General features: G+C 46.7%; 17 protein-coding genes. 12 read left to right on the top strand and 5 right to left on the bottom strand.

Annotated elements, in window-relative coordinates:
• Window positions 1-106 precede the first annotated feature (106 nt).
• Both BLHYD_RS09440 and BLHYD_RS09435 read right to left on the bottom strand, forming a co-directional pair.
• Complete coding sequence (locus BLHYD_RS09440) at window positions 107-691, bottom strand: ANTAR domain-containing response regulator (protein WP_021844693.1); 585 nt, start codon at window positions 689-691, stop codon at window positions 107-109.
• 19 nt (window positions 692-710) lie between these two features.
• Entirely contained in the window at window positions 711-1,922 is a 1,212-nt protein-coding gene (locus BLHYD_RS09435) for a glutamine synthetase family protein (protein ID WP_005946204.1), read from the bottom strand.
• Between the two features lie 257 nt (window positions 1,923-2,179).
• Between BLHYD_RS09435 and BLHYD_RS09430 the strand changes: the two genes are divergently transcribed.
• From BLHYD_RS09430 to purF, 4 genes are all read left to right on the top strand, one after another.
• Complete coding sequence (locus tag BLHYD_RS09430) at window positions 2,180-4,276, top strand: glutamine synthetase III family protein (RefSeq protein ID WP_040350297.1); 2,097 nt, start codon at window positions 2,180-2,182, stop codon at window positions 4,274-4,276.
• A gap of 72 nt (window positions 4,277-4,348) precedes the next feature.
• Window positions 4,349-5,932 (top strand): asparagine synthase B, encoded by a 1,584-nt coding sequence (asnB, locus tag BLHYD_RS09425; protein ID WP_040350296.1) that lies wholly within the window; start codon window positions 4,349-4,351, stop codon window positions 5,930-5,932.
• A 45-nt stretch (window positions 5,933-5,977) separates the two neighbouring features.
• Entirely contained in the window at window positions 5,978-7,588 is a 1,611-nt protein-coding gene (locus tag BLHYD_RS09420; protein WP_005946196.1) for a CTP synthase, read from the top strand.
• Window positions 7,585-8,973: an amidophosphoribosyltransferase gene (gene purF, locus BLHYD_RS09415; protein ID WP_005946194.1), complete on the top strand. Its 1,389-nt coding sequence runs from the start codon at window positions 7,585-7,587 to the stop codon at window positions 8,971-8,973. Before BLHYD_RS09420 ends, purF begins: the two co-directional genes overlap by 4 nt.
• A 66-nt stretch (window positions 8,974-9,039) precedes the next feature.
• Here the strand turns inward: purF and BLHYD_RS09410 are convergent, their stop codons facing one another.
• On the bottom strand, window positions 9,040-10,428 hold the full coding sequence (locus BLHYD_RS09410) for a DUF4179 domain-containing protein (RefSeq protein ID WP_005946193.1): 1,389 nt from the start codon (window positions 10,426-10,428) through the stop codon (window positions 9,040-9,042).
• Window positions 10,425-10,937, bottom strand: coding sequence for an RNA polymerase sigma factor (locus tag BLHYD_RS09405; RefSeq protein WP_021844700.1), 513 nt, complete (start codon window positions 10,935-10,937; stop codon window positions 10,425-10,427). Before BLHYD_RS09405 ends, BLHYD_RS09410 begins: the two co-directional genes overlap by 4 nt.
• 392 nt (window positions 10,938-11,329) lie before the next feature.
• Here BLHYD_RS09405 and BLHYD_RS09400 point away from each other — a divergent pair, with 392 nt between their 5' ends.
• From BLHYD_RS09400 to BLHYD_RS09370, 7 genes are all read left to right on the top strand, one after another.
• Window positions 11,330-12,784 carry an acyltransferase family protein gene (locus tag BLHYD_RS09400; protein WP_005946187.1) on the top strand — a complete coding sequence of 485 codons (1,455 nt, stop codon included), beginning with the start codon at window positions 11,330-11,332 and terminating at the stop codon, window positions 12,782-12,784.
• A 40-nt stretch (window positions 12,785-12,824) separates the two neighbouring features.
• Entirely contained in the window at window positions 12,825-13,505 is a 681-nt protein-coding gene (locus tag BLHYD_RS09395; protein ID WP_005946185.1) for a response regulator transcription factor, read from the top strand.
• On the top strand, window positions 13,502-14,974 hold the full coding sequence (locus BLHYD_RS09390; protein WP_005946183.1) for a sensor histidine kinase: 1,473 nt from the start codon (window positions 13,502-13,504) through the stop codon (window positions 14,972-14,974). The genes BLHYD_RS09395 and BLHYD_RS09390 overlap by 4 nt, the downstream gene beginning before the upstream one ends.
• A gap of 183 nt (window positions 14,975-15,157) precedes the next feature.
• Window positions 15,158-15,775 (top strand): imidazole glycerol phosphate synthase subunit HisH, encoded by a 618-nt coding sequence (hisH, locus tag BLHYD_RS09385; RefSeq protein WP_005946179.1) that lies wholly within the window; start codon window positions 15,158-15,160, stop codon window positions 15,773-15,775.
• Window positions 15,776-15,779: 4 nt separating this feature from the next.
• Window positions 15,780-16,541 (top strand): imidazole glycerol phosphate synthase subunit HisF, encoded by a 762-nt coding sequence (gene hisF / locus BLHYD_RS09380; RefSeq protein ID WP_021844703.1) that lies wholly within the window; start codon window positions 15,780-15,782, stop codon window positions 16,539-16,541.
• A 10-nt stretch (window positions 16,542-16,551) separates the two neighbouring features.
• A complete protein-coding gene (gene ung / locus BLHYD_RS09375; RefSeq protein ID WP_005946175.1) occupies window positions 16,552-17,259 on the top strand; it encodes a uracil-DNA glycosylase in 708 nt (235 codons plus the stop codon).
• A gap of 24 nt (window positions 17,260-17,283) precedes the next feature.
• On the top strand, window positions 17,284-18,903 hold the full coding sequence (locus BLHYD_RS09370; protein ID WP_005946174.1) for a putative polysaccharide biosynthesis protein: 1,620 nt from the start codon (window positions 17,284-17,286) through the stop codon (window positions 18,901-18,903).
• 236 nt (window positions 18,904-19,139) lie between these two features.
• On the opposite strand, the gene BLHYD_RS09365 is transcribed toward BLHYD_RS09370, so the two are convergent.
• Entirely contained in the window at window positions 19,140-23,396 is a 4,257-nt protein-coding gene (locus BLHYD_RS09365) for a 2-hydroxyacyl-CoA dehydratase (RefSeq protein WP_005946172.1), read from the bottom strand.
• A gap of 258 nt (window positions 23,397-23,654) precedes the next feature.
• Here BLHYD_RS09365 and tgt point away from each other — a divergent pair, with 258 nt between their 5' ends.
• Window positions 23,655-24,785, top strand: coding sequence for a tRNA guanosine(34) transglycosylase Tgt (gene tgt, locus BLHYD_RS09360; RefSeq protein ID WP_005946170.1), 1,131 nt, complete (start codon window positions 23,655-23,657; stop codon window positions 24,783-24,785).
• Window positions 24,786-24,847 lie beyond the last annotated feature (62 nt).

The following is a 24,847-nucleotide window of genomic DNA, read 5'->3' as shown; positions in this document are numbered from 1 at the left end:
AAACATTTCCGTCAGGTAGGTGTAAAAATGTGTAGAAATGTGGCGTATAAACTGACTTCTATCATGATAACACAAACTAGAGAGAAAAGAAAGGTCGGTGCCATATTCACGAACCGTTTTGGATGATTTCCAAAGAAACCTCACGTTTTGTCAGGCAACGGTTCATAGCCTGTTTTTCGATATAACGATGTGCGGCAGATTCATTCATCTGCCGCTGACTGATAAGGAGCCATTTCGCGTGATTTACCAGGCGAATTTCTTCCATTTTTTCTTCGATGGACAGGGCTTTTTTCTCCAGATTTCTCAGACGTTCCCTGGTGCTGACCATCCAGTCGAGAGCACGGATAAGAGCCGTCCTGGAAGTGGGTTTCGCAAGGGTAAAAACGCCCCAGGGAAATACTTTTTCATAAATCTCGTCATGCAGTTCTGAGCGGACGAGAAGAAGGGCGACACAGTTTTTGGATTTGCAGACGTCGATGGCGAAACGCACGCCGGTATCGTCGGGAAGAGGGGAGTTAATCAGAACAAAATCAAATTCCTGTTCCGCGAAAACCCGCTTTGCAGCGCTTATGCTGGAACAGGTGTGGGCAGGGGAACATTTGGATTCTGGGAGCAGACCATACAGTGCTGTATTGAAATTTGCCGATGCGGAAACAATCAGGGTGCTGTACACGCTTTTTTTCAGACACATGTTGATCTCCTCCTATTTTTTAGTTTTCACAGTAAGCGCTAAGAATGGCCGCAGGGACATACCTCTTTATAAAAGGGCTTTTAAGGGCGGCACTTTTAGCGGATGCCAAGGTTTCAGGAAGTTTTTCAAACTTTGCCAAAGCTTCAACGTCCGTCTGGAAAAGATTGATATCCGCGGCGGCAGGAAGCTCGGAGTTGTTTTGGAGTCCGTAAAGACCAGCGTAGATCAGTAGGGCAAAGGATAGATACGGGTTCGCCAGTGGGTCAGGGGAACGAAGCTCCGCACGGCGATATTCTCCGAAAGTAGCCGGAATTCGAATGAGTTGCGAGCGGTTCTCTCCGGCCCAGGAAATATACATGGGGGCCTTATTGTTGCCGAAACGCTGATAGGAATTTTCTGTAAAATTAAAGAAAACAGTCATTTCCCGAATTTTTTCCAAGATTCCGCCGATAACATGACCGAGATTGGAAAAAGTCTCATCAGGCTGTATGGAAATATTGATATGGAAGCCGTTTCCCGGCTCGACCGGAAGGGGCTTCGGTGTGAAATCTGCTGAAAGGCCATTGCGGTAGGAAACGATTTTTGTGATTGTTCGAAAGAGCATGGTCTGATCTGCCGCGGTGAGAGCATCGGAGTAGCGGAAATCAATTTCATTCTGTCCGGGCCCTGCTTCATGGTGAGAGCTCTCAGGGCGAATCCCCATCTGCTCCAGAGTAAGACAGATTTCCCGGCGTATATTCTCTCCTTTGTCGTCGGGGGCAATATCCATATATCCTGCTTTGTCATAGGGAGTTTTGGTGGGACAGCCCTTTTCGTCAAGCTGGAATAGATAGAATTCCTGTTCTGCACCAAAGAAAAACTGATACCCGGCTGTTCTCGCGTCTTCTATCGCTTTTTTCAGAAAGCTACGTGTGTCGCATTCGAAGGGCGTGCCGTCTGGGTAGGAAATATGACAGAAAATCTGGACTACCCGGCCGTGCTCTGGCCTCCAGGGGAGGAGTCTTAAAGTCTCAGGTTCCGGATGGAGGAAAAGGTCGGAATGGGTTTCGTCCCCAAAGCCTGCGATAGAAGAAGCGTCAAAGGCAATTCCGTACTGAAACGCGCGGGAGAGCTCTTCTGGGAGAATGGAAATGTTTTTCTGTCTGCCGAATACATCGCAGAAAGCGAGGCGGATAAACTTTACGTCTTCTTCCAGAACATACTGCATAACCTCTTCCTTTGAATACTTCATGGTCTTTTACCTTCTTTCTACTATTTCTTGGTTTACCATATCATTCCGTTTTTGATTTGTCAAGAGAGCTCAAAATTGTGCCCAGAATGCATTCCGAAGAAAAAAAGAAAATCAGGGGATTGACAAATGGAAGGACTGAGGAGTAGAATAAAGTTGTTTTTTAATTTAAGGCAAAGGCGTCTTTTATGTATCCGCATAAAAGGCGTCTTTGCCTTTTTTCAGACTTATCATAAATACAAAAGAAAGGAATGTTTGCTATGAGAACAGTATCAGAGTATTTTGGAAGCCTGGTTTTTGATGACAGGGAGATGAGAGCTGCCCTGACGGCGGAAGTATATGCTTCGCTTAGAAAAACCATAGATGAAGGAAGAAAGCTGGATATCACCGTGGCCAATGCGGTAGCGTTCGCCATGAAGGATTGGGCGTTATCCAAAGGGGCGACACATTTTACACACTGGTTTCAGCCGCTTACGGGAATTACTGCAGAAAAGCATGACAGTTTTATCATGCCGGCGCCGGACGGAGGAGTCATCATGGAGTTTTCCGGAAAGGAATTGATCAAAGGAGAACCGGATGCTTCCTCCTTCCCAAACGGAGGACTCAGGGCAACTTTTGAGGCCAGAGGGTATACTGCCTGGGATCCTACCTCTTATGCTTTTATCAAAGGAAAAGAACTGTGCATCCCCACGGCTTTCTGTTCTTACAGCGGACATGCGCTGGATAAAAAGACGCCGCTTCTGCGGTCAATGGAAGCTCTGAATAAGCAGGCTCTTCGAATCTTGAGGCTTTTTGGGGACAAAAAGACCAAATGTGTCCGTCCTTTTGTGGGCTGCGAACAGGAGTATTTCCTAATTACTAAGGAGATGTACGACAAACGTCCGGATCTACGGTATACGGGAAGGACTCTGTTCGGAGCGAAGCCCTCAAAAGGGCAGGAGATGGATGATCATTATTTCGGCGCTATCAAACCAAGGGTGGCTGCCTATATGGAAGAACTGAACGAAGAGTTGTGGAAACTGGGAGTTCTGGCGAAGACTGAGCACAACGAGGTGGCTCCGGCTCAGCATGAGCTGGCTCCGATCTATACGACTGCAAATATCGCCACAGATCACAATCAGTTGACGATGGAAATCATGCAGAAAGTGGCCAGGAAACACAATCTGATCTGTCTGCTCCATGAAAAGCCCTTTGCAGGCGTCAATGGAAGCGGAAAACATAACAACTGGTCCATCGCCACGGATTCAGGACAGAATCTTCTTTCTCCCGGGGAGACACCCTATGAGAACGCTCAGTTTCTTCTTGTCTTGTGTGCCGTCATCAAAGCGGTGGATGATTACCAAGATCTTCTGCGTATCGGAGTGGCCACAGCGGGAAATGATCACCGCCTAGGAGCAAACGAGGCGCCGCCGGCTGTCATATCCATTTTCTTGGGAGACGAACTGACAGGAGTTCTAGAAGCGATCGAGACGGACACGCCATATCAGGGTGTGAAAGCGACTCAGATGAAATTAGGGGTAGATGTGCTACCGAAGTTTAGACGAGACACCACAGACCGAAACAGGACATCGCCGTTTGCGTTCACCGGAAATAAATTTGAGTTTCGAATGGTCGGTTCCTCTGACAGTATTGCCTGTTCCAATATTATGCTCAATACGGCGGTTGCTGAGTCTTTGAAAATTTACGCGGACAGACTAGAGGGCGCGGCAGATTTTGAAACTGCTCTCCATGAAATGATCCGAAAGACCATCAAAGATCACAAGCGTATCATTTTCAACGGGAATGGATATGATGGAAGCTGGATTAAGGAAGCCATGGAGAAAAGAGGGCTGATGAATCTAAGGGCGACGCCCGATGCGGTTCCCCATCTGCTCGACAAAAAAAACGTGGACATGCTGACTAGGCACGGGGTATACAGCGAAGAGGAATTGAAATCTAGATATGAGATCACTTTGGGTAACTACTGCAAAACAGTGATTATTGAGGCGAATACCATGGCGGATATGGCAAGGACTCAAATTGCCCCGGCAGTGGAAGAGTATATTGCGGCTCTCGCGAATACGGCGTCTGCGAAAAAGGTGCTGGATTCCACACTAGACTGCGGGTATGAAAAAGAGCTTATATGGAGGCTCTCTGTTTTGAACGTCAAAATCTCTGTCAAGGTAAAGGAACTGGAAGAGTCGATGCAGTCTCTTGCGTCTGTGAAAGAGATCGGGGAGAAAGCAGCTTTGATTCGGGATACAGTACTTGAGAGGATGGAAGAACTGAGAGAGGGCTGCGATGAGGCGGAGACCCTTACGGCGAAAAAATATTGGCCATATCCCTCTTACGGCGATTTGCTGTTCAGCGTAAACTAAGGAGAGCATGCCGTCTTAATAAAAGCATCTGAGAAAAGTAGCACGTACAGTAAATGCAGGAGGCAGTGTTTTATGTGTTCCATTATGGGTTATTGCGGCAGCAGCGCCGCTTATGATGTTTTTTTGGAAGGATTTCAACGGACGATATCCAGAGGGCCGGACGATACTAGGATTGTGGATACCGGCAAGGGGTTTTTGGGATTTCATCGGCTTGCGATTATGGGGCTTAGCGATTCGGGGATGCAGCCTTTTGAGCTAGATGGCAGCTATGTGGTCTGCAACGGCGAGATTTATGGCTTTGAGAAATGGAGAGAGAAGCTGAGAAAAAAAGGGTATGCTTTTCAGAGTGGAAGCGACTGTGAAATCCTTCTTCCGATGTACCGGGAATATGGGGTGGAAATGTTCAGAATGCTGGACGCGGAGTTTGCCTGTATTTTTTATGACGGGAAGTCAGGGGAATACCTGGCTGCCCGTGATCCCATAGGGATTCGTCCTCTATATTATGGATATAATAAAGAAGGAGTGCTTTTGTTGGCTAGCGAGGCGAAAAATCTCGTAGGCCTTGTGGAAAAAATCATGCCGTTCCCACCCGGACATTACTATAAAGGTGGCAGGTTTATCCCTTACCGGGATATCACGGCAGTAAAGAAAATCTGTCGGGATGATCTGGAGACGGTTTGCCAGAAGATCCATGATAAGCTGATCGCCGGTGTAGAGAAGAGAATGGTTTCTGACGCCAAAATAGGCTTTCTGCTTTCAGGGGGCCTGGATTCTTCTTTAGTGTGCGCGATTGCGGCGAAAAAGAGCAAAAAGCCTATCAGGACTTTCGCCATCGGTATGAAAGAAGACGCGATTGATCTGAAATATGCCAGACAGGCGGCCGCTCATATCGGAAGCGAACACAGAGAAATCTATATGACCCCGCAGGAGGTATTTTCCTCTTTGGAGGAGTTGATTTATCTTCTTGGTACCTATGATATCACGACGATCCGAGCCAGTGTGGGCATGTATTTGTGCTGCAAGGCGATTCACGAACGGACAGACGTGAGGGTGATTTTGACCGGGGAGATTTCAGACGAACTGTTCGGCTATAAATATACGGACTTTGCACCGGACGCTCAGGCGTTTCAGAAGGAATCAGAAAAAAGAATCCGGGAACTTCACATGTACGATGTGCTGCGGGCGGACCGCTGTATTAGCGTGAACTCTCTGGAAGCCAGAGTTCCTTTTGGCGATCTGGATTTCGTAGAGTATGTCATGTCGGTAGATCCTGAAAAAAAGCAGAATGTCTATGGAAAGGGAAAGTATCTGCTTCGGCATGCTTTTGAAAAAGACGGGTATCTGCCAGATGAGATTTTATGGAGAGAAAAAGCTGCGTTTTCTGACGCGGTAGGCCATTCCATGGTGGATCATTTAAAGACTTACGCTGACAGCCACTATACCGATGAAGAATTTGAACTTCGGGCCCGGAAATACGATTACGCCCGCCCGTTTACAAAAGAGTCCTTGCTTTACCGAGAGATTTTTGAAAAGTATTATCCCGGACAGGCGCAGATGATCGCGGGCTTTTGGATGCCGAACAAAACTTGGAAAGGGTGCGATGTGAACGATCCTTCCGCCCGCGTTCTCTCAAACTATGGAGAGAGTGGAAGATAACACTCGGCAGCTGCCAGGGCTACCGAAAATTGAAAGGAGAAGTGCATGACAAAATATATTTTTGTAACAGGAGGCGTTGTGTCGGGACTTGGAAAAGGTATTACTACAGCGTCTCTGGGGAGACTGCTAAAAGCAAGAGGCTTGAAAGTCGCGGCTCAGAAACTGGATCCTTATATCAACATAGATGCAGGTACAATGAGCCCCTACCAGCATGGGGAGGTCTTCGTTACGGAAGATGGGGCGGAGACAGATCTGGATCTGGGACATTACGAACGGTTTATTGACGAGGATTTGAATCAGTATTCTAACCTCACCACGGGCAAGGTCTACTGGAATGTGCTCAATAAGGAACGGAGAGGGGAATATCTCGGTTCTACTGTCCAAGTGATTCCTCACATCACCAACGAGATCAAAGAATTTGTCTACCGCGTTGGGAAGAAGACAAACGCTGACGTGGTTATTACAGAAATCGGCGGTACCACCGGAGATATTGAGTCTCAGCCCTTTATTGAAGCGGTGCGGCAGATTTCTCTGGAAATAGGCGAGGAAAATAGTCTGTTTATCCATGTGACGCTGGTGCCGTTTCTGCAGGGTTCTCGTGAGCATAAGACCAAACCGACCCAGCATTCCGTAAAGGAACTGCAGGGGATGGGAATTACTCCGGATATTATCGTACTGCGCTGCAACGAACCTCTGGAGTTTTCGATATTCAGGAAGATATCTATGTTTTGCAATGTAAAACCGGACTGTGTGATAGAAAATATCACCCTGCCAGATTTGTACGAAGCTCCTCTAATGCTGGAAAAGTCAGGTTTTTCTCATATTGTCTGTCGAATGCTTGGTCTGAATGTCCCAGAGCCAGATCTGGCCGAATGGACAGAGATGGTCCGGCATATCAAAGCCCGGAGGTTTCATGTGGAAATTGGCTTGGTGGGAAAATATGTGGAGCTGCACGATGCTTACCTTTCCGTTTCGGAAGCTCTGCGCCACGCTGGATTTTTCTATAATGCTTACATCCACATTCATTGGATTGATTCAGAAAAGATAACAGAAGAAAACACAAAAGAAGTTCTTAAAGGACTGGATGGGATTCTGGTTCCTGGTGGTTTTGGATACCGGGGGACAGAAGGGATGATTTTGGCGGCGAAATATGCCAGGGAAGAAGAAATCCCTTATTTCGGCATCTGCCTGGGAATGCAGATCGCGGTGATTGAATTTGCGAGGAACGTAGCAGGCATTAAAGACGCAGGATCCAGGGAATTCGACCAGCATTGTCCCAGTAAAGTCATTGATTTTATGCCGGGGCAAAGCAGTCAGATTGCCAAGGGAGGAACCCTGCGTCTGGGGGCTTATCCCTGCGTCATCCGTCCGGAGACCACGATGGAGCGGTGCTATAAAACTACTCAGATCAGCGAACGGCACCGGCATCGCTATGAATTCAACAATGCTTTTTATGACAGGCTGCAGCAGTCAGGCCTAACTTTCAGTGGCTTTTCCCCGGACGGGACGCTGGTGGAAACCATCGAACTGAGCAAACACCCTTTTTATGTAGGGGTTCAGTATCACCCAGAATTTAAGAGCCGTCCCAATAAACCCCATCCTCTTTTCAAAGGGTTTGTCGAAACGGCTCTTTCTCATAATGGAGGAGGAGTATGAGCAGTATTCATGAAGAGTGCGGCGTTTTCGGTGTATTTGCGCCGAAACCGATGGAGACGGCGCAGATTACCTATTATGGACTATATGCCCTGCAGCATCGAGGACAGGAAAGTTGCGGTATCGTAGTGAACGACGACGGACAATTTTGTTCTCACAAAGATTTAGGACTCGTCAGTGAAGTATTTTCCGAAGATGTCCTTTCGCGTTTTCCCAGAGGGCGTATGGCGGTGGGACATGTCCGTTACGGGACTACAGGGGGAACGAGCAGGAGAAACTGTCAGCCCATCGAGGTAAATCATCAAAAGGGAAAGATGGCTCTGGCTCACAATGGAAATCTCTCTAATACAGATAAATTAAGGGACGTGCTGGAACTTTCCGGTGCTATTTTCCACACCACCAGTGATACGGAAACCATTGCCTATATTATTACAAAGGAACGGTTGAAAACGGATTCGATTGAGAAAGCAGTCAGTGAGGCAATGCCCGTCCTTGACGGTGCTTATTCTCTGGTACTGATGTCGCCGAGAAAGCTAATCTGCGTCAGGGATCCCTATGGATTCCGTCCTCTTTGCTATGGCAAAACTCGGGACGGTGTGTATATCGTGGCGTCGGAAAGCTGTGCGGTTCGGGCCGTCGGCGCTGAGGTTATACGGGATGTAGCCCCTGGAGAAATTCTGGAATTTTCAGACGAAGGAGTTGTTTCCCACAGAGAGCACTGTCAGGAAAAAGAGAAAAAAATCTGTATCTTTGAATATATTTATTTTGCGCGTCCGGATTCTAAGATTGACGGTGTCTCGGTCCACTTGTCACGGGTACGCGCAGGAAGGATTCTAGCCCGGACTCACCCAGTGTCGGCAGACCTCGTCATGGGAGCTCCGGATTCTGGCCTTGACGCGGCTCTGGGATTCAGCCAGGAATCCGGAATCCCTTTTGGAATCGGGTTGATCAAAAACAAATACATAGGAAGAACTTTTATTTCTCCCGAGCAGGGAGCGCGTCTTGATGCAGTGAAAATAAAGCTCTCCGCCGTGGAAGAAAGCGTGAAAGGCAAGCGGGTGGTTCTCGCGGACGATTCCATTGTCCGGGGCAATACCATAGGACGGGTCGTGGAGCTTTTGCGGGATGCAGGGGCGAAGGAAGTGCATGTACGAATTTCTTCCCCGCCTTTTCTGCATCCTTGTTACTACGGTACCGACGTTGATTCTGAAGAAAACCTTATAGCCTGTAAGCACGCGGTCTCAGAGATCGCGGCAATGATAGGAGCGGATTCCCTGGGTTATTTTCCGGTGGAAAAGCTCTCGTCTCTTACGGAAGAGGGGGGCTTTTGCAGCGCCTGTTTTGATGGGCGGTATCCTACGGCAATTCCGACCAAAATCAGAAAATAGCCTGTTGGCAAATTCGCTTTTACCATAGAATCTTTTATTCGCTTCTTTTCATCTGAAAAGAAAGAGTTATTCAACAGGTGTCAAGTTCAATGTAGTGTGATAGAAACACCGGTCATCCAGGAGCGTACTCCATTTTTCTTCCTCCGGTTTGTTCTCGTTGTTGTTGTAGTTTTCTTCGCCTTTCAGCTCATCCATATATTCCGTGTAATCCAAAATATAGAGATCGACAGTAGAGATATCCCGGTCTTGAATAGTGAAATAATTGCAGTTTCCGTTGGAATCGTTGTATGGAAGTTTATTGCCGTTGGCATCCAAAGCCACGAGGAAATAGTCGTAGAAGGGAACGCCGTCCGCATAGGCATCGTTGACGGTTAGCTCATAGGGGGTCAGGATTACGTTTGAGATTCCTACACCATTTTCGTTGATTTCATTGATCTCAATGGTCTGAACACGTGAGCTGTCGACGGTCAGGTCCAAAGAGAAATCCCAGGGACCGTCAAACCAGTAGTTTTCGTATTGATTTGGATGCTGGTTGTATTCCTCTGGCATTTGTTTCATGACCTCCTGGAATTCTTCGTCCGTCATCGCGGTCAGCTCTTCTTCGGTGTAACCGCTGTCCCAGTACTGGGCATCTTCCAGAGTGCCGATGACTTGCTGAATCTGAAAGTCGAGATGAATCTGTTCTGGGATTTCCACAAAGCTTTGCAGATTCTGATAGTTAATTACTGCGTCCGTCTCCTGGGCTGCCGCTTCAGCTTGAATCATCGCCTCGTTATAGGCCTGACGATCCAGACTGGCTTCGCGCAGATCCAGACGAAGAATGCACGAATAAGTGTAGTCGTCGAGGAATTGGCCTTCCGGGTTGAAATAGATTGGGTTGTTGTATTCTTCCGGCGTCGGATTAAAATCGTAGTTCTCAGAGGCAATCAAAGAAAGAACTGGCTGGTCTTGCTGGTCGATTAAGGTTGAGGGAAAAGCCTCTTCGCTTTCCATTAGTACAGTCAGATAGATGGCCTGGGTGTTCGCATAGACTTCAGAGAGCGTGATGGTCAGTCCGTCCTCAGTCTTTGAGAAAATTCCAGAGGAATCCGTATCCTTTGAGAAAGAGGTGTCTTCTTCAGGGACGAGAGGGGTCGCGTAGTCTTCAAAGTTGCCGAAAAAGCTGATTTTGTCCTGTAAGAGGCTGAAGAGATTGCCGATTACAGGGAAGTCCTGTGCCATGACTGGGTTAGTCAAGAAGAGCACCATACACAGAAGAAGGGCAGCGGCGACAGAACCCAGAGCGATGGCAGTCTTTTTCATCCAGCCTAAGGGAGTTTTTAAGACTTCTTCTTGGCGTATCTGACCGCTTTTGATTTTCAGATAAGCCTGTTTTGATTTTTTTTGTATGCATTCAGGAATTTCGATTTCCTGTCGTAGCTGTCTTTGCAATTCTTGTTCCAAATTCGATTTCATATAATTTCCTCCTTTGGGGAATGATAGGCATCGGCCAGTTGTTTTCGTCCTCGCTGTAGTCTTGACTTTACTGTAGGTTCTTTCATATCCAAAATCTCGGCAATATCTCTTATGGTGAAGCCATCCATATAGTAAAGTATCAAAATAACGCGGTATTTTTCGTCGAGAGGTTCTAACAAAGCATTCCACTCCACTTTTGCATATTCGGTAGAACAGCATGCGGTCTCTGGCAGAGATTCCATGGATTGAAGCCTTTGGTTAAAAGAAAGGATATCCTTACATTTGTTGATCAGAATTCGGGTCATCCATGTCTTAAAATATCTGTTTTGCCTCAGAGTCTGAAGCTTCTCATAACATGTCAGAATCGTATCCTGGATGGCGTCAGCTACGTCCTCATCATTTTTTAGGTAAGCTTTTGCCACTTTGTACATACTTTGCATATGCAGTTCCATCAACTGGCAAAAAGCATCGGCATCCTGCCTCTTTGCCTTTCGAATTAATGTGTCCATGAGCGCCCTCCTTTCAAATTTTGATGTACTGCAACCGGTTGTTTCAAACATTAGACGGGAGACCATCCATAAAAGATGCGAAAAGACAGAAAAAATTTGATTACAGTTCATGTCTCCAATATCTTGCGAGGCGTTTTTTTACATTTGGTACAAAAATCTCGAGACATACTCGTGCCAAACTGCTGGTTATAGCAGTTTGTGTGCAGCGCGAAGCGTGTGACTGCTCACGGCCTGCGAGTGAGAGGAGATTAATAAAATTTGTCACTGTTACTTAATCATAACATAATCGAAGTAGAAATATCGCGGAAGATGGGATATAATAGAAAAATATTAATGTCATCCTTTCTCTTAAGAGAGGTAAACGATAGTAAAGGATACGAAGGAATAAAAATATGAGAAAGAACAAGATTCCATATGTGATTGCTGTCATGTTGATTTTAGTATTATTGATCGGTTATGTTCCTTATAAAGGGATGGAGTTCCCCTTACTTGGACAGATAAAAGCCGGAGGCTGGTTCAGACAAGGATTGTATTTCTGCCTGGGACTGTCTTTTACTGCATTGTTGTGTGAGGAGAAAATGCAGCATGGAAAAATTTTGGCCAGAGAAAATGCGAGGCAGTTTGTGAGAGGTGCGGCGTTGGCAGTTTTTTGTTCCGTCTCTGAGAGGCTTTACTTTTTCGTGGTGGGAACTAGAGAGTTTTCTGGGATAGAGATGGGCCTGGACTTGCTGTGTGCTGTGTTAGGCAGTGGGGTGATGATGGCAGTTCTTGCGCTGAGGGCTTCCAAAGAAAAAGGCTGTGTCCATTCCATTTCGAGAAGAAATTTTCATCTGGATTCCATCAGTACATACCGGAGCCAATTGATGGGAGTGGCAATTCTTCTGGTTATGCTTTTTCACATGAAGTCTGTTCGTGCAACTTTTGGCGGGCCACTTGTCGGAAAGATTATCAGCTGCGGATATGTAGGCGTGGACGTCTTCATGCTGATGTCTGGGCTGGGGATGGTATTTTCTCTGTCTAAAAATCAAAATTGGGCGAATTTTATGAGAAGGCGTCTGGTGACGGTTATGCCGGCATATTTTGCAGTCGCAGGGATTTACAGTCTGATGATGATTTTTGCAGGAGACTGTGGTTGGGAAATGCTGGTGTTGAATTTGACGACTCTTAGTTTTTATACAGGAGGCGACGGGACCTTCAATTGGTATATTCCCTGTATTCTTTTGTTCTATTTGGTGACTCCTTGGATTTACCGGAGGCTGAGTAATCCAGGAAGGAGAGTGGCTTGGACTGTGGGATTGTGCCTGGGTAGCTATCTGTTCTCGGGAATTTTGGGAAATGTCTTTGAGCTTGGCAGGTTAAATATCGCATTTACGAGGTTCCCAGTGTATGTGCTGGGAATGCTGACGGGCTTTGCAATAAAGGAAAAATGGACGTTTGGCTGGAAGGACCGAATAGCTATGTGGGTCGGAGGGATTTTGTTTGGCGGACTCTATCTGCTGCACGAGGGAAAAGTCGTAGGAATTTTTTGCGGCCATTGGCTGCTATTTGCACCTTTGGCGTTTCTGGGATGTGCAGAATTGGGAGCTCTCATGAAAAAAGTGCCGGAATCTTTTGTCGGGATGAGGGCTCTGAAATGGATGGGGGACAATAGTCTTTTGCTTTTCTTGCTGAATATCCTTTTAATTCGGGCAGCATGGGTCGTTTGTCCAAGTCTTGGATGGCAGGGAATCTGGTTTCGAAGAGCGGTAGGAGTTGGGATTGTGATTGTGGAGATCTTGGCAGTTGCCGGCATCAATCGGGTGAAAAAGCGTCTACTGGCAAGAAAAAAATTCACAAAAGCGACATAATTTTTTGCTATAGTTTGAAGAAAAGGAGGAGGGTGAAAAGATGGATGCTTTAAAAATATTAGTGGTTGACGATGAGAGCAGAATGCGCAAGCTGGTAAAAGATTTTTTGGTTCGCGACAACTTTGAGGTGATTGAGGCAGCGGACGGGGAGGAAGCAGTCGACTTGTTTTACTCTGATAAAAATATCGCGTTAATTATTTTGGATGTGATGATGCCGAAAATGGATGGTTGGGAAGTTTGCCGTGAAATTCGTAAGAATTCCAAAGTTCCGATTATCATGCTGACCGCTCGGGGGGATGAGAGAGATGAACTTTTAGGATTCGAGTTGGGAGTCGACGAGTATATTTCGAAACCGTTCAGCCCTAAGATACTGGTGGCTCGGGTTGAGGCAATTTTGCGCCGGACGGGACAAACAAACAAAGAAGATGTTCTCAGTTTGGGTGGAATTGTCGTGGACAAAGCTGCTCACCAGGTGACGGTGGAGGGAAGTCCCATCGAGCTTAGCTTTAAAGAATTTGAATTGCTTTCCTATTTTATCGAGAACCAGGGAATTGCGTTGTCAAGGGAGAAGATTTTAAATTCCGTTTGGAATTACGACTACTTTGGAGACGCCCGTACGATTGACACTCATGTAAAAAAGCTAAGAAGTAAACTGGGAGAAAAAGGAGAGTACATTAAGACCGTCTGGGGAATGGGGTATAAGTTCGAGGTGGAAGAATGAGAGAGTGGCGTCCCCACACACTGCGGTTTCAGATCACAGTATTGTTTACAGGCCTGGTGTTTGTGTTTTTAGGGGCCATTTTGCTGATTAATCAGTTTTTCTTGGAAGATTATTATATCACCCAGAAAGAGGATACGCTAAAATCTTCTTTTATGAAATTGGAAAAGCTGAAAAATGAAGAAGGAATTCCGGATACCTGGATAAAAGAAAGCTCAGAGAAGAATTTAAGCTGGGTAGTATTAAGCCCGGAGGGAGTCATCGTAGGAGGGGTCGGAGAGAAAGACATGTTGGCCTCTCGGCTCTTTGGCTATCTGTACGGAATAGGTGGCAAGGAGAAGGTAAAGACCAAGGTTCTAGAACAGAGCGATCAATATGTGATACAAAAGAGTGAGGACAATTTCGTGGACATGGATTATGTGGAGATTTGGGGAGAGCTGGACAACCAGAACTACTGCATTATACGAACGCCTCTAGAGAGTATCCGGGAGAGTGTGAATATCTCAAAGGGCTTTTACCTCTATGTAGGACTTGCTGTTTTGGTGATAAGCTTTGTGATCATCGCCTTGGTGACCAGAAGAATTACAAAACCGATTTGTCAGCTCACAAAACTATCTCAGCAAATGGCAAAGCTGGATTTTGGCGTGAAGTATGAGAGTAGGGCTGGCAATGAGATTGACACCTTAGGAGAAAATTTTAATTTCATGTCGATGCAGCTTCAGAACACGATTTCTGAGTTACAGCAGGCAAATGGGCAGCTTCATAGAGATATTGAAGAAAAAATCCGTATTGATGAAAAGCGAAAAGAATTTTTAGACAATGTGTCCCATGAGCTGAAGACGCCGATTGCCTTGGTGCAAGGATACGCGGAAGGGCTGAGAGAGAATATTTCGGATGACCCTGAGAGTAGAGAGTTCTACTGCGACGTGATTATGGACGAGGCCGCGAAGATGAACAAGCTGGTGAGAAATCTGTTGAATTTGAATCAATTGGAGTCCGGTGTGGATTTGGTGACTATGGAGGAATTCGATCTGGTGGAAGTGATTCGGGGAGTGATTCAGGCTTCGGATATTCTGGTACAGCAAAAAGAGGCAAGGGTGATCTTTAACAGCCAGGAGCCTGTGATGGTCTGGGCTGATGAATTTAAGATTGAGGAGGTCATCACGAACTATTTTACCAATGCTCTGAATCACCTGGACGAGAATAAGATTGTGGAGATCAAGATTTTAAAGATGGATGAGCACATAGTAAGGGTGACTGTGTTTAATACGGGAAAAGCGATTCCTGAGGAAGATCTAGATCAGATTTGGAATAAGTTCTACAAAGTGGATAAGGCCAGGACGAGAGAGTATGGAGGAAGTGGCATTGGACTTTCCATCGTAAAGGCGATCATGGAATCCATGAGACAGCAGTGCGGTGTGGAGAATTTTAAAAATGGTGTACAGTTTTGGTTTGAACTGGAGAAAAGATAAAAATTAGTTAAAAAAATAAAGCTTCAGGGGCAGAATCATTTTGACCCTGAAGCTTTTATGCGGTATACTAATAGCCGAGACAGAAGTCAAATTCTGTGCTGTTTCGCCATTGTTCTTTTCGGTATCTAAGTCGGTGAAAAAACGTACGGACAGCACAGTGATATAAAAATTACGGAGGTTGGTATGATCGGAATTATCGATTACGATGCGGGTAATATTAAGAGTGTTGAGAAAGCACTGCTCCATCTGGGAGAGACACCTGTGGTGACCCGTGAACCGAAGGAGCTGCTGGCTGCTGACAAGGTGATTTTGCCAGGGGTGGGAAGTTTTGGGGATGCAATGGGAAAACTAAGAGAGTATGGTCTGATTTCTGTGATTCATGAGATTGTAGACAGGGGAACCCCATTTTTAGGTATCTGTCTGGGACTTCAGCTACTCTTTGAGTCCAGCCAGGAGAGCGAGGGAGTAGAGGGTCTGGGGATATTAAAAGGCCAGGTTTTGCGACTTTTGCACCAGGATGGACTGAAGATTCCACATATGGGCTGGAATTCTCTGGAACTAAAAAATGGTGGCAGGCTGTTTGCAGGAGTGCCGGAACAGACCTATGTGTATTTTGTACATTCTTATTATTTGAAGGCAGAGGACCCTGCGGTTGTGAAAGCAACGACTCAGTACGGAGTTGAGATTCACGCTTCTGTAGAACAGGGTAATGTCTTTGCCTGTCAGTTTCACCCGGAAAAAAGTGGCAGCTGGGGATTGAAAATGCTTGAAAATTTTGCAAAGCTGGATGGAGGGTGCTAAGAGGATGTTTACGAAAAGAATTATTCCGTGTCTGGATGTGAAAAACGCGAGAGTGGTAAAAGGGGTTAATTTTGTCAATTTAAAAGATGCGGGAGACCCAGTGGAAGTAGCAAAAGCTTATGACGCGGCAGGAGCGGATGAGGTGGTATTCTTAGATATCACGGCATCTTCTGACCAGAGGGCCACAGTGGTGGATATGGTACGGCAGGTGGCGGCGAATGTGTTCATCCCGTTTACGGTAGGGGGAGGAATCCGCACAGTGGAAGACTTTCGGATGTTGCTTCGGGAGGGTGCCGATAAAATTTCCATCAATTCCGCGGCGATTGACCGTCCTGAGCTTATCCGAGAGGCAGCAGAGAAATTTGGCAGTCAGTGTGTCGTCGTGGCGATTGACGCTAAAAAAAGGGCCGACGGCAGTGGTTGGAATATCTATAAGCATGGCGGTAGAGTTGACATGGGAATGGATGCAGTCTGGTGGGCGAAGCAGGTGGAAGCTTTGGGAGCGGGCGAAATTCTGTTGACGAGTATGGACTGCGATGGGACGAAGGCAGGATACGATCTGGAATTGACCAGTGCCATTGCCGGGTGTGTGTCCATACCGGTGATTGCCTCCGGAGGAGCGGGCAGTCTGGAACATTTTTATGACGCTCTGACCGTGGGAGGGGCGGATGCAGCGCTGGCTGCGTCGCTGTTTCATTACAAAGAACTAGAGATACAGGAAGTAAAGAACTATCTGGCGCATCGTAAGGTGCCGGTCAGAAGATAAAGGAGTCGTTATGGCAGCATTGGAAGGTGAATGGCTGGAGGCTCTCAAAGGGGAGTTTCGCAAGCCTTATTATGCGAAATTATATAAAAAAGTCTTGGAAGAATATCAGACGAGAAAGATTTTTCCTCCTGCACAGGAGATGTTTAATGCGTTTCATTTTACCCCTTTAAATGAGGTAAAAGTAGTGATCCTAGGACAAGATCCGTATCACAATGACGGGCAGGCTCATGGTCTTTGCTTCTCTGTGAAAAAGGACGTGGAGATTCCGCCGTCTTTGGTAAACATCTATCAGGAGCTTCATGATGATTTGGGGTGTTATTTTCCCAACAATGGATATCTGGAAAAATGGGCAAGACAGGGAGTTCTTTTGCTGAATACGGTGTTGACGGTGCGGGCTCATCAGGCTAATTCCCACAGAGGAATCGGCTGGGAGGAATTTACTGATGCGGCGATACAGGTTTTGGACCAGCAGGATCGACCAATTGTTTTTTTGCTTTGGGGAAAGCCGGCACAGATGAAAAAAAGTATGCTTCACAATCCCAAACATTTAATCTTGGAGGCGCCGCATCCTAGCCCCCTGTCGGCATACAGAGGATTCTTTGGATGTAGACATTTCAGCCAGACGAATGAATTTTTAAGGGCCAATGGCCTGACGCCCATCGACTGGCAGATCGAGAATATACCTGCGGCCGGGAATCGAACAGATGCAGTGTTCTAGGAATATGAGAAGGATGGAGATGGAATGAGTAAGAAGGACAATACGTTGGTAAAAAATGCCTCCTTTTTGATGGTGGCGGCGCTGGTATCCAAGATCATCGGGTTAATTTATAAAAGACCGTTGTCCTCTATGTTGGGAAACGAAGGATTTGCCTGTTTTCAATTTGCGCAGAACATTTATTTCATTCTGTTGATGATTGCGTCTTTTAGTATTCCTCAGGCAGTGTCCAAAATCATGGCGGAGAGGATTGCTTTTGGTCGCTACCGGGATGCCCAGAGAGTATTTCGGGGGGCGTTAATTTACGCGGTGATTATGGGTGGTGCAGTGTCGTTGTTTTGCCTGTTCGGGGCTTCTATACTGATCCCTTCCAATATGGCGAACGCTAGGCTGGCTCTTCGAGTTCTCTCTCCGACGATCTTTTTTTCAGGTATTTTAGGTGTATTCCGGGGATATTTTCAGGCGTACCGGAACATGATGCCGACTTCCCTGTCCCAGATTCTCGAACAGATTGCCAATGCCAGCGTCGCACTTTTGATGGTTCATTTTATGCAGGTGAGTTTTTCAGCGGCTTCCGATTCCACGCAGCAAAGATGGGGAGCTGCAGGAGCGACCATGGGTACTGGAGCGGGAGTGTTGGCAGCATTGATGCTGATGGTTGTGATTTATGGAATCAACCGGAAGGGAATTCGCAGGAGAGTGAGCAAAGACCGAGTATCCTCAGATGAGAGTTATGGAAGTGTTCTGAGGATTATCGTGTTGATCGCTTCACCGATTATTCTAAGTGCATTTATTTATAATGTGAATGGCTATATCAACAGCTATATGTACTCTGCTATTATGGAATACAAAGGTGTGGCGGAGGATGTGGTGAAATCCCTGTACAGTCAGAACTCTTATTTTATGACGATTATCAACATCCCTCTGACATTGGCGAGTACGGCGCCCACATCTATGATTCCTGAAGTGTCCGCCCACTATGCCTATGGGGATATCAAAAGTGCCAATGCTAAGACGGACCAGGCTGCATGGATTAGTATGCTGATTTCCATTCCAGCTGCTGTTGGACTTGCGGTTTTGTCAGGACCGATCACAAGACTGTTGTTTCCGGTCTCCACACCGGTGGCGGCAAATATCTTGATTATTGGCGCTGTCACCATTGTTTTAAACGGATGTTCGAATATCTCCAATGGGGTTCTTCAGGGAATTGGAAAACCTAAAATTCCAATGATCAACGCGGCAGTTTCTCTGGTAGTGGACGTGATTGTCATGGCAGTTTTGCTGTTTCTGACAGATTTAGGTGTCTACACGATTGTGTGCGCGATGATTGTGTACGCTGTGGTGATGTGTGTGTTGAATGACCGGGCGATGAAGAAGTATATGGGGTATCGAAATCCTTGGAGAAAAGCGTATCTTCCGCCTCTGTTGGCGTCTGTGCCTATGGGACTGGTGGCAGGCGGAGTCTATTACGGTTTATATCTTTTGGTGCCGATCAGTGTTCTTTGCCTGGTACTTGCGATTGGACTGGGAGGACTTACGTATTTTGTGTGTTATCTGAAATTGGGAAGACCATCTGCTGAGGAGTTAGGTGCGCTTCCAGGCGGAGGTTTGATGATTCGCCTAGGTCGAAAATTGGGGATGCTGTAAGAAGGTGTGTAAACCCACTTCAGTTCCTCCTTCCCCTCAATCTCGAGGGGAGCGCCCACTTTGCGCGCCGCTGCAACACCGCAAAGCGGTGAATTCCTCATTGCGGCGTGCGCATCCTTAGCGGAGCGTTTATGAATAGAAAAGGACTTTCAAGCGTTAGCGTGACAAGGGTTTTCCTATCACATAAAGACAGCTCTATTCTTGGAGTTATCCTCCTTGAATAGAGCTGTTTGATTTTATACCGTAATATCTTTCTTTAAGTTTTTCTGGGCGGTGGAGAGCATCAGCTTGATTCGGTTCAGCTGGTTCACCTCGCTGGCTCCGGGGTCGTAGTCGATGGCCACGATATTAGCCTGAGGGTACTGCTTGCGAATCTGCTTGATGACACCTTTTCCCACGATATGATTTGGCAGACATGCGAATGGCTGAGTGCAGACAATGTTCGGGGCATCGTTGTGAATCAATTCCAGCATCTCACCGGTCAGGAACCAACCTTCTCCCGTCTGGTTTCCGGTAGAGACGATCGGACGGGCCATTCTCGCCAAATCCCGAATATCTGCGGAAGGCTCAAAATGCTTGCTCTCACGGAATGCTTGGTTAGCGGCACTTCGTATCCAGTCGAGGGCCTTAATTCCCATATTTGCTGTGACTGCCACAGACTTTTTAGAACCTAAATATTTTACTTTGAAATTCTGATTGTAGAAGCAGTAGGCCAGGAAATCGATGAGGTCGGGAACGACAGCTTCCGCTCCTTCTGACTCCAAAAGCTCTGCCAGATAGTTGTTTGCGGCGGGAAGAAATTTTACCAGGATTTCACCGACGATTCCGACCCGTGGCTTTTTCTCGTCTGTGATGGGAATCTGATCAAATTCCTGAATCATTTTGCGGCACATCCACTTGAATTTTTTATGTGTGATTTTTTTGTCACTGATAAATTGGATACAACGTTTTTCCCATTTTCTGTGTAACCGGTTGACAGAACCCTTTTTCGCTTCATAGGGGCGCATCCGGTAGACACATTTCATCAGAATATCGCCAAAGACACCACCGTAGGCTACTCGCTGAATCAGTTTCGGAGTCAGCTTAAAGCCTGGATTGCTCTCCAATCCGCTTAGGTTCACCGAGATCACCGGAATCTGACTCATACCTGCTTTTTCTAAAGCGCGGCGGATAAAAGCGATATAGTTGGAGGCGCGGCAGCCGCCTCCGGTTTGACTCATGATGATTGCCACACGATTTAAATCGTATTTACCTGAGAGCAGGGCCTGCATGACCTGTCCCACCACCATCAAAGACGGATAGCAAGCATCGTTGTTTACATACTTTAATCCCACGTCTACTGCTTCTTTGTTGTCGTTGGGCAGAACCTCGAGATGGTATCCGCTTGCGTTGAAAGCAGCTTGCAGGATAGAAAAATGTATCGGTGACATCTGCGGACATAATATTGTGTAGGTTTTCCGCATTTCCTTGGTGAATGGCACCTTGTAGATGGAAGAGGGGCGGATTACCCGAGGCTGTTTTTTCTTTTCCTTTACTTTCAAGGCTGCGATCAAGGAACGAATTCGGATTCTGGCTGCTCCTAGGTTGTTTACCTCATCAATTTTCAGACAGGTATAGATTTTCCCGCTTCGCTCTAAGATCTCGTAGACTTCGTCCGTGGTAACTGCGTCCAGCCCACAGCCAAAAGAGTTGAGCTGAATTAAGTCCAAATCTTCCCTGGTCTTTACAAAGTTCGCGGCCGCGTACAGTCGGGAATGGTACATCCACTGGTCATTGACACGCAGCGGACGCTCAATGTGTGCCAGATGTGAGATGGAGTCTTCTGTGAGCACTGCGATCTCATAACTGTTAATCAGTTCAGGGATACCGTGATGTACTTCGGGATCCACATGGTAAGGACGTCCAGCCAGGACGATTCCCCGGTGGTGCGTACGTTCCATCCACGCTAAGACTTCCTCTCCCTTTTTTTGAATATCTTTCCGAGTGTTTTCCAATTCCACCCAGGCTTTATGGGCAGCTTGGCGAACTTCTGCTTCTGGGAGATTTGAAAATTCTTGTACCAGGCGTTCTGTGAGAACTTCCTCTGAGGTAAAAGCCAGAAAAGGATTGGAAAAGCGAATCGAAGGGTCGCTTAACTCATCCACGTTGTTTTTGATGTTCTCGGCGTAAGAGGTCACGATTGGACAGTTATAGTGATTGACTGCCTCAGGAAATTCTACCCGCTCATAGGGAATGCAAGGATAGAATATGTACTTGACGCCCTTTCGAATCAGCCAGGAGATATGGCCGTGGGCGAGCTTTGCCGGATAACACTCGGATTCACTGGGAATCGATTCGATACCCAGTTCGTAGATTTTCCGGCTAGAGCCGGGCGAGAGCACCACCTGATATTTCAATTCCGTAAAGAAGGTATGCCAAAATGGATAGTTCTCATACATGTTGAGCACTCTGGGAATTCCCACCTGTCCCCGAGTTGCTTCTAGTGGAGACAGAGGAGCGCGGTGGAACAGTTTTTTATATTTGTAATCGAATAGATTTGGAATTTTCTTTTGGTTCTTCTCTTTGCCAAGGCCCTTCTCACACCGGTTTCCGCTGATGAACTGGCGGCCGCCGGAGAATTTGTTGATGGTCAGACGACAGTTATTGGTACAGCCTTTACAGTTTGCCATGGAAGTGGAAAATTCCAATGTATTGATCTTCTCGATGGGGAGCATGGTCGTCTCTGTGTCCGCACAGTATCGTTCGCGGGCGATTAAGGCTGCTCCGAAAGCTCCCATGATGCCAGCGATATCCGGACGGATGGCATGGCAGTCCGCGATTTTTTCGAAACTTCTCAGCACTGCGTCATTGTAGAAGGTGCCGCCCTGTACGACAATATGGCGTCCAAGCTCGGAGGCATCGGATACTTTGATGACCTTGTAAAGCGCGTTTTTGATGACAGAGTAGGCGAGTCCGGCGGAAATGTCCGAGACCTCAGCCCCTTCTTTTTGTGCTTGTTTGACTTTGGAATTCATGAATACCGTACAACGGGTACCAAGATCAATGGGATGCTTTGCGTATAAAGCTGCTTTGGCGAAATCAGATACGCTGTAGTTCAGGGATTTCGCAAAAGTTTCGATGAAAGAGCCACAGCCGGAGGAACAGGCCTCGTTGAGCTGAACGCTGTCTACAGTCTGGTTTTTGATCTTGATACACTTCATATCCTGGCCGCCGATATCCAGAATACAGTCTACTTCCGGGTCAAAAAATGCGGCCGCGTAATAGTGAGACACGGTCTCTACTTCTCCTTCATCCAACAAAAGAGCTGCTTTGATCAAAGCTTCTCCATATCCGGTGGAACAGGAATAGGCGATGTGTGCGCTAGGTGGCAGCTGCTGGTAAATTTCCTGAATAGAACGGATTGCTGTGTTTAGGGGGCTGCCATTGTTGTTGCTGTAGAAAGAATAGAGCAGGGTTCCGTCTTCCCCGACGAGAGCTGTCTTTGTGGTGGTAGAACCTGCGTCAATTCCGAGATAACAGTTGCCCTCGTAGGTGGACAGATCTGCGGTTGCCACATTGTACTGACTTTGACGCTTTTCAAATTCTCGATAGTCTTCCTCAGATTCAAAGAGAGGTTCCATGCGGGCAACCTCGAAGTCTAGTTTGATAGAAGCAGCCAGCCGATCTTTCATGGATGACATAGAGACGGATACTTCTTCTTTTGCATTCAGTGCGGACCCCATAGCTGCAAACAGATGCGAGTTTTCAGGAATGATGGTATGTTCCTCATCTAGCTTTAGGGTGCGGATAAATGCCTGGCGCAGCTGAGTCAAAAAATGGAGCGGGCCGCCTAAGAAGGCCACATGTCCGCGGATAGGTTTACCGCAGGCCAGTCCGCTGATGGTCTGATTTACGACTGCATGGAAAATAGAAGCGGCCAAATCTTCTTTCGTGGCGCCCTCATTGATTAAGGGTTGAATATCCGATTTGGCGAAGACACCGCACCGGGCCGCTATGGGATAGAGTGCCTGATAGTGTTCGGCGTAATCATTTAAGCCAGACGCATCCGTCTGGAGCAGAGAAGCCATTTGGTCGATAAAAGAGCCGGTGCCTCCGGCACAGATGCCGTTCATACGCTGTTCGATATTTCCGCCTTCGAAGTAGATGATTTTTGCGTCCTCTCCACCTAGCTCAATAGCAACGTCTGTTTTTGGAGCGAAGGTCTCCAGGGAAGTAGATACAGCGATTACCTCCTGCACGAATGGAACTTCTAGATGATTGGCCAAGGTAAGGCCTCCGGAACCGGTAATTACTGGGTGTACAATGAGTTCCCCTAATTTATCCTGGGCTTTTGCCAGAAGATTTGCCAGAGTCTCCTGGATATTAGCAAAATGACGTTCATAATCTGCAAACAACAGAGTATTGTCTTGGTCGAGAATGGCTATTTTTACTGTGGTTGAACCGATGTCGATACCTAAACGATAAAAATCGTCTGTAGATGAAATGACAGCCAAAACAGTACCTCCTTTTTCATATTAATTGTATAGTGATCGTGCTGGCACGATATGACAACATAATTCTTTCTTATTTATAATAGATAGTTTTTTTGGTCGGTAACATTATACGACAGGAGTTCTCAAAATACAACAGTTAAAACTTAACAATTTATATCCTGATATGGACTTGAATTTCAGAACTTTTCAAGATATACTGAACGGGTAATGCCTGTGTGCACTGCACTGGGCAAAGAATGAAGAAAATGAGGAAGGCGAATGTATCAGATATTAAAAACCGAAGGCAGAGCGAAGAGAGCGAAGCTGACAACTGTTCATGGAACCATTCAGACACCTGTCTTTATGAATGTGGGGACAGCCGCTGCGATTAAAGGGGCGGTATCCACGGTGGATTTGCATGAGATTGGCACTCAGGTGGAACTGTCCAATACATACCATCTACATGTGCGTCCAGGTGATCAGGTGATCAAAAAGTTGGGGGGACTGCATAAATTTATGAATTGGGACAGGCCGATTCTCACGGATTCCGGCGGATTTCAAGTTTTTTCCCTTGCAGGGCTTCGTAAGATCAAAGAGGAAGGCGTATACTTTCAGTCCCATGTCGATGGGAGAAAGATTTTTATGGGGCCGGAAGAGAGTATGCAGATTCAGTCGAATCTGGCGTCCACGATCGCGATGGCTTTCGACGAATGTCCTTCTAGTGTGGCTACCAGAGAGTATGTTCAGAATTCTGTGGAACGCACGACCCGTTGGCTGAGACGTTGTAAGGAAGAGATGGCAAGACTGAATTCTCTGGAAGACACCATCAATCCTCACCAGCTTTTGTTCGGCATCAATCAGGGAGCGATCTATGAGGATATCCGTATCTCTCATGCACAGCAGATCTCTGAGATGAATTTGGATGGCTATGCAGTCGGAGGTCTGGCAGTGGGAGAGAGCCATGAGCAGATGTACCGGATTTTGGATGAGGTGGTTCCACATTTGCCCAAGGAAAAGCCGACTTATCTGATGGGAGTAGGAACACCTGCGAATATCCTAGAGGCGGTGAGCCGAGGGGTAGATTTTTTTGACTGTGTCTATCCGTCCAGAAATGGAAGGCATGGGCATGTCTATACTAACCAGGGAAGGCGTAATCTGTTCAACGCAAAATATGAGTTGGATGACAGACCCATTGAGGAAGGATGTCAGTGTCCAGCCTGTCGCAATTACAGTAGGGCTTACATCCGCCATCTTTTGAAGGCAAAAGAGATGTTGGGGATGCGGCTGTGTGTTCTCCATAATCTGTATTTCTATAATACGATGATGACAGAGATCAGGGACGCTCTGGACGCGGGAAATTTTGAGGAATATAAAGAGAAAAAACTGGCTGGAATGGAAGAAAACACTTGAAGAAATTGCGATTTTTGTGTATGATGTTCTGTAGTGCATATTGAAACGCAGAACCCCATAGG

Origin of the sequence: Blautia hydrogenotrophica DSM 10507 (genome assembly GCF_034356035.1) — a bacterium.
GTDB lineage: Bacteria > Bacillota > Clostridia > Lachnospirales > Lachnospiraceae > Blautia_A > Blautia_A hydrogenotrophica.
This window is presented reverse-complemented; position numbering and strand designations above follow the sequence as displayed.